The 6,369-nt window shown below is 71.4% G+C and carries 6 protein-coding genes; 3 read left to right on the top strand and 3 right to left on the bottom strand.

The annotated features are described in order from the left end of the window. Both IEZ21_RS48430 and IEZ21_RS18085 read left to right on the top strand, forming a co-directional pair. Window positions 1-1,338: outer membrane protein assembly factor BamB family protein (locus tag IEZ21_RS48430; RefSeq protein ID WP_281399445.1), on the top strand; the 1,338-nt coding region annotated here is incomplete at its 5' end. A gap of 296 nt (window positions 1,339-1,634) precedes the next feature. Then, entirely contained in the window at window positions 1,635-2,168 is a 534-nt protein-coding gene (locus IEZ21_RS18085) for a hypothetical protein (protein ID WP_189322950.1), read from the top strand. Window positions 2,169-2,183: 15 nt separating this feature from the next. Here IEZ21_RS18085 and IEZ21_RS18080 read toward each other — a convergent pair whose 3' ends face one another. Genes IEZ21_RS18080 through IEZ21_RS18070 form a run of 3 tightly spaced genes read right to left on the bottom strand, consistent with a single transcriptional unit; the run spans window position 2,184 to window position 4,566 of the window. Beyond that, window positions 2,184-2,957, bottom strand: coding sequence for an enoyl-CoA hydratase/isomerase family protein (locus IEZ21_RS18080; protein ID WP_189322949.1), 774 nt, complete (start codon window positions 2,955-2,957; stop codon window positions 2,184-2,186). After that, window positions 2,954-3,406, bottom strand: coding sequence for a Zn-ribbon domain-containing OB-fold protein (locus IEZ21_RS18075; protein ID WP_189322948.1), 453 nt, complete (start codon window positions 3,404-3,406; stop codon window positions 2,954-2,956). Before IEZ21_RS18075 ends, IEZ21_RS18080 begins: the two co-directional genes overlap by 4 nt. Window positions 3,407-3,417: 11 nt before the next feature. Then, window positions 3,418-4,566, bottom strand: coding sequence for a lipid-transfer protein (locus IEZ21_RS18070; protein ID WP_189323185.1), 1,149 nt, complete (start codon window positions 4,564-4,566; stop codon window positions 3,418-3,420). A 153-nt stretch (window positions 4,567-4,719) separates the two neighbouring features. On the opposite strand from IEZ21_RS18070, the gene IEZ21_RS18065 reads away from it, so the two are divergent. Next, complete coding sequence (locus tag IEZ21_RS18065; protein ID WP_189322947.1) at window positions 4,720-6,369, top strand: FadD3 family acyl-CoA ligase; 1,650 nt, start codon at window positions 4,720-4,722, stop codon at window positions 6,367-6,369.

Raw genomic sequence — 6,369 nt, 5'->3', positions numbered from 1 at the left:
GGCCCCGACAACGGGCCCGTACGTCTCGCCGGGGCCCCGGTACCCATCGGGCCAGGTCCGCGCGTCGCCGACGCCCGCGCCACCGCCGCGAAGGCGCCTCCTCCGGAAGCGGGACTCTCCGCTTCCTGGGCCCGGCCGCGCCCCGGCGTCAACGGCGCCGACCCCGCCGTACCCGCGCCCACGACGGCTCCCGCACCCGACTCCGGCTCGTCCTGGCGGCCGTGGCGCTTCCGTATGTCGAACGACGTGTGGGGTACGCCCGCCGTAGCCGGCGATCTCGTCTACGTCACCTCCTTCGAAGTCCACGCCCTGGACGTGGCGACCGGCCGCCGCCGCTTCAAGACGCGGGACGTCGCCTGGTCGATGACGGTCTCGGACGGCCGTATCCACGCCTCCGACGGGCCCACCCTCTTCGCCCTGGACGCCCGCGAGGGCGGCGACCTGTGGCGGCTGCCGACGGATGCCTGGGTGTACTCCCTCAAGGCCGACCGCGGCACCGTCGTCACCGGCACCCGCGGCGGCGGCGTACAGGCCTGGGAGGCCTCCAGCGGCCAGAAGCTCTGGGAGATCACCGGCGCCCAGGGCGACTTCGAGTCCCCCGAGGCCGGGCCCGTCGTCCACGACGGAACGGTGTACCTGTGGAAGGACGCCCGCCTGCGCGCCCTGGACGCGCGCACGGGCGAGGAGCGCTGGTCCTACCCCATCGGCGACGCGGCCTCCTGCGGCGGCGTCCCGATCCGCCTCACCCAGGCCGACGACGGATACGTGTACGTGTCCGCCGGCACCCGAGTGCTCGCCATCGACATCGCGAACGGCCACGTCCGCTGGCACTTCGAGGCACCCGCCGTCTTCCTGAGCCCGCCCACCTTCGCGCCCGGCCCCGCGGTCACGGGCGGCGGTATCTACCTCGCCGACTACCTCGGCACGGTGTACGCCCTCGACGCGACGGACGGCCGTGACCGCTGGCGTATCGCCACGGAGTCCCGCGCCTCGATCGACCCGGTGCTCGTCGAGGCCGGACACGTCCACGTGGGCAGCGGCAAGGGCCTCTACACCCTGGACGCCGTCACCGGCACCCCGAAGTGGCGCTTCCAGGCGGGCGGCGACCTCGTCGGCGCCCCCGCGGTCGCCGACGGCCGCATCCACTTCGGCTCCGCGGACCACCTCCTCTACACCCTGAAGGCGGACGACGGGCGGCTGCGCTGGAAGCTCGCCACGGGCGGGGAGATCACGGGCGCTCCGGTCGTCAAGGACGGGGTGGTGTACGCGTGCAGCAAGGACCGGTGTGTGTACGCGCTGGACGCGGAGAAGGGGACGGGGACGGCTCGGACGGCTTGACGGGGTTTGTTTCGCCCCCGCCGCCCCTACCCTCCCCCACTCTCGGCTTCGCTCGAGCGGGGGGACCCCCATCATCCCTGGGGCCGGCCCCAGGGCCCCGCTGGGGCTGCGCCCCTGGCCCCCTCGGGGCTCTGCCCCGGACCCCGTCCGGGGGCCAGCCCCCGGACCCCCGCTCCTCAAACGCCGGAGGGGCTGATTTTGCGCGGGGTGGGCTGAGTTCCTGGGGCGCTACACCCCGTACGGGCCCATCACCACCCGGTGACATGCTCGTGACAGGTGTTGCATAGAGTGACGGAATGCAACTACGGGGACGCAAGCTCAGGTTCACAGCGGTGGCGGCACTGGTGGTGCTGTCCCTCACCGGGTTCTCGACGGGACGCGGTCACCGCAGCGGTGGGGACGGCGGGGGCGGCGGCTGCAGCAGCTCCAGCCAGTCTCACGACAGTTCGTCGTCGAGCGGCGGGAGCTCGGGAGCGGGGACGTACCGCGACTACGACGATGACGACGACTACACGGACGACACGTACGACGACAGTGGATCCTCGGACGCGACCACGCCGCTTCAGGACGCCACGGTGAAGCTGATCGACTGCGCGACGCCGACCGATTCGTACGCGACGGTCGAGGTCACCAACCCGAACGCCGAGGGCGCCAACTTCACCGTCACGGTCGACTTCCTCGACGCCGGCTCCGACCGGGTGGAGGTGGGGACCGCGGATGAGTTCGTCGCCGCGAACGAGACGGCGACGGTGCAGGTGGACCTGTCCAGTCCGGGCGTCGCGGCGCGGGTCGAACGCTGCGTGGCAGATCGGGACGCACCCGCGAACTGACGGACACGCACCTTCTCATCGGACGCGGTGACCACCGGCCCGCCGGGCGGCGAACAGTTCCGCCTGGCGGGCCGCGGGCAGGTTCCCCAGCGAGATGAGATGCGGCGCCTGCGCGAACCCCTGCGCCCGCGCCGCCTCCTTCGCCGCCCACAGCGCACGGACCGTGCCCTGCACACCCTCGGCCGGATACCCGGCGATGACGCCGGCGCAGGCCACCGCGGCGTCCAACGCCCCACCCGCCTCGGTGAGTTCGGACACCAGCCCCACCTCGTACGCCCGCCGCGCCGAGATCCGCTCCGCCGTCCCCATCAGCATCATCCGCGCGATCTCCCCGTACGGCATCCGCTGTGCCATCAGCACCGACTCGTACGCGCTGACCATGCCGTACGTGGTGTGCGGGTCGAAGAAGGCGGCGTCGGCACCGGCGATGAGGAAGTCGCTCTCGCCGAGCAGATAGAAGGCCCCGCCACAGGCCATCCCCTCCACGGCGGCGACGACCGGCTTCCACAGGTCGTTCGTCTTCGGCCCGATCCGCAGCAGCGGATCGTCCTGCATGTACGGCGAGTTCGGCTGCGGCACGACGGCGTCCCGGTCGAGGCCGGTGCTAAAGGCCCGCTCCCCGGCTCCCGTGAGCACGACGGCCCGCACGGAGTCGTCGAACCGCAACTCACTCCACACCCGGGTGAGTTCGTCGGCCATGGCGACGTCGATCGCGTTCAGCCGCTCGGGCCGGTCGAGGGTGACGACGGCGACGCCGGTGTCCTTGTCGGTAGTGAGGCGTACGGTCACGGGCGCTCCAGGATCCACTGGGGGAGGTGGGCCGTCCGCTCGAACACCACCTGTACCTTCGCCCCTATCCGAATCCGTTCCGGCGGAAAGGAGCCCAGGGGGGCGTCGGCGCCGCTGACCAGGTTCCCGACGAGCCGGATATGAGGCGCTTCGGCGAGCTCGACGACGATCACGTTGTACGGGGCCAGCTCCGCGTACGCCGGAAGGAGCGGCGGATGCGGGACGACGTACGACCAGATCCGCCCCTTCCCGCTCATCAGCCGCCACTCACTCGCGAAGGACTGGCAGTGGGGGCAGCAGGGCCGGGGCGGGAACCGGAGTTCGCCGCAGTCGGCGCAGGCCTGGACGCGGAGTTCGCCCTGGGCGGCGTACTCCCAGAAGGGGGCGCCGTCGTCGTCGCGGACGGGGGACAGGAGGGACACGGGTTCTCCCGGCATCGTCGACTCCATTCCTCAACTCCTCAGTTCCGTAGGAGGATCGCGGAGGTCGGAACCCCCTCGCCCGCCGTGACCAGGCAGGTCGAGGCGTCCGGGACCTGGGCGGTGCTCGTCCCGCGCAACTGCTTCACGCCCTCGTTGATGAGGTTGAAGCCATGGACGTACGCCTCGGAGAGTCCTCCGCCGCTGGTGTTGAGCGGCAGCCGCCCCCCGATCTCGAGGGCGCCCCCTTCCGTGAACGCACCGCCCTCGCCCCGGCCGCAGAAGCCGTAGCCCTCCAGGGAGAGCGGGACGAGTGCCGTGAAAGCGTCGTAGATCTGCGCGACATCGACGTCGTGGGGCCCGAAGTCGGCCTGTTTCCAAAGGTGCCGGGCGGTCGTCCAGGCGGGACCGGTGAGCGGGTCGTCGTTCCAGTAGTTGACCATGCCGTGGTGCTGGGCGGGCAGGCCCTGGGCGGCGGAGTGGACGTACACGGGTGTGCGCCGGCAGTCGCGGGCTCGTTCCTTCGACACGATCACGCAGGCCAACGCCCCGTCCGTCTCGAGGCAGTTGTCGAAGAGGCAGAGGGGTTCGCTGATCCAGCGGGAGGTCATGTACATCTCGCGGGTCAGCGGGCGCTCATACATCATCGCGGCGGGGTTCTGGTTGGCGCGGTTGCGGCAGGCCAGGGCGACGTTGAAGAAGTGGTCGCGACTCGCGCCGTACTCGTGCATATAGCGGCGCGCGAGCATCGCGATCTCGTCGGCCGGGCGGAGGAGCCCGAAGGGGCGGGTCCACTGGGCGGGGGTCGGGAGCTGGACGGCCGTGTTCTTCCAGGGCCTCGGCCCGGACCCCCTCTTCCGTGACCGCCAGGCGACCCCGACGGAGGCCTGCCCGGTGGCGATGGCGGCGGCGAGATGGGCGACGGTGGCGCAGGAACCGCCTCCGCCGTAGCCCACTTTGCTGAAGAAGGTGAGATCCCCGGCGCCGATCGCCTTCGCCAGCTCGACCTCGTCGGTCTCCTCCATGGTGTACGAGGCGAGCGCGTCGACCTCGCTCGGCGGGATCCCGGCGTCGTCGAGGGCGGCGAGGACGGCGCGGCAGGCCAAGGTCTTCTCGGACTCCGGGAGTTGCTTGGCGAAGGCGGTCTGACCGATGCCGACGATGGCGGTCGCGTCCTTGAGCCCCGCCATGCCCCCCGCCGTGAGTCCTGCCATGGGCACGCACCTCCGCTGCTGTGGTCCGGACTGCTCCCGGACTGCTGACAGTGCGTCAGGCTACAGCTAATCTGACGGGTAGTCAGCTAGTGGTGCACGGGTACGCCTGTTGGTATGGGGAGGCTTGCGATGCGCGGGGACTTGGTGCGCGGGGACCTGGAGTGGGGCAGCATCCCGGGGCTGGTCCGTGCGGCGGCCGACCGGTACGGGGATGCCGAGGCGGTCGTGGAGGGGCGTACGCGCATCTCGTACGCGGAACTGGGCGCGCGCGTGGAGCGAGCGGCCGCGGCCTGTGTCGCGAACGGTGTCCAGGCCGGCGACCGCGTGGCGATCTGGGCGCCGAACTCGCTGGACTGGATCGTCTCGGCGCTGGGCGCGGTGTCGGCCGGGGCGGTGCTCGTACCGCTGAACACGCGCTTCAAGGGGGCGGAGGCGGCGTATGTGCTGGGGCGCAGCCGGGCCAGGTTGTTGTTCGTGACGGGGACGTTCCTGGGGACGTCGTATGTGGCGTCGCTGCGGCGGGCGGCTTCGGAGGGGCCGGAGGGTCCGGGTTCGGAGGGGCCGGGAAATGGACCTCTCCCCGGACTGCCGCACCTGGAGCAGGTGGTGGTGCTGTCGGACGACGCGCCCGCCGACTTCCGTACGTGGAAGGACTTCCTGGCGAGCGGAGACGGCGTCGGGGAGCCGGAGGTACGGGCGCGCTCAGCGGCCCTGACGCCCGACTCACCCTCCGACATCATCTTCACCTCGGGTACGACCGGCCGCCCCAAGGGCGCCGTGATCACGCACGCGCAGACACTGCGGGCGTACGCGATATGGAGCGAACTGGCAGGCCTCCGCACCGGCGACCGCTACCTGATCGTGAACCCCTTCTTCCACACCTTCGGCTACAAGGCGGGCGTCATCGCCTGCCTGATGCGGGGCGCGACGATGATCCCGCAGCCGGTGTTCAACGTGGACACCGCGCTGGCGAACATCGCGGCGGAACGGATCTCGGTCCTCCCCGGCCCACCGACGCTCCACCAGTCCCTCCTGGACCACCCCTCCCGCGACTCGTACGACCTCTCGGCCCTGCGCCTGGTGGTCACGGGCGCGGCGGTCGTGCCACTCCGCCTGGTGGAACGCCTCCGTACGGAACTCGGCGTAGGGACGGTCCTGACCGCGTACGGACTCTCCGAGGCGAGCGGCATCGTCACGATGTGCCGCCGCGGGGACGAACCGGCGGTGATCGCGTCCACGTCGGGGCGGGCGATCCCGGACACGGAGGTGAAGGTGGTGGGACCGACGGGAGCTGCCTTGCCGCCCGGCTCCCCGGGGGAGGTCCTGGTCCGCGGCTTCAACGTCATGCGGGGCTATTTCGAGGACCCGCAGTCGACGGCCGCCGTGCTGACACCGGACGGCTGGCTGCGTACGGGCGACGTCGGCGTCCTGGACTCCGCGGGCAACCTCCGCATCACCGACCGCATCAAGGACATGTTCATCGTCGGCGGCTTCAACGCGTACCCGGCGGAGATCGAGCAACTCCTCGGCCTCCACCCGGACGTGGCGGACGTCGCGGTGATCGGCATCCCGGACGGCCGCCTGGGCGAGGTGGGCAAGGCATATGTCGTACGCCGCCCAGGGGCGCCCCTGACCTCGGACGACCTGATCGCGTGGGCGCGACGCGAGATGGCGAACTACAAGGTGCCGCGGGTGGTGGAGTTCGTGGGGGAGCTGCCTCGGAACGCGAGCGGGAAGGTGGTGAAGGGGGAGTTGCGGGGGCGCGTACGGGGGGCGTGA

The sequence above is a fragment of the Streptomyces flaveus genome, assembly GCF_014647675.1.
In the GTDB taxonomy this organism is placed as follows: domain Bacteria; phylum Actinomycetota; class Actinomycetes; order Streptomycetales; family Streptomycetaceae; genus Streptomyces; species Streptomyces flaveus.
Note: the sequence above shows the minus strand (reverse complement) of the source record. Positions and strands in the feature narration are given on the sequence as shown.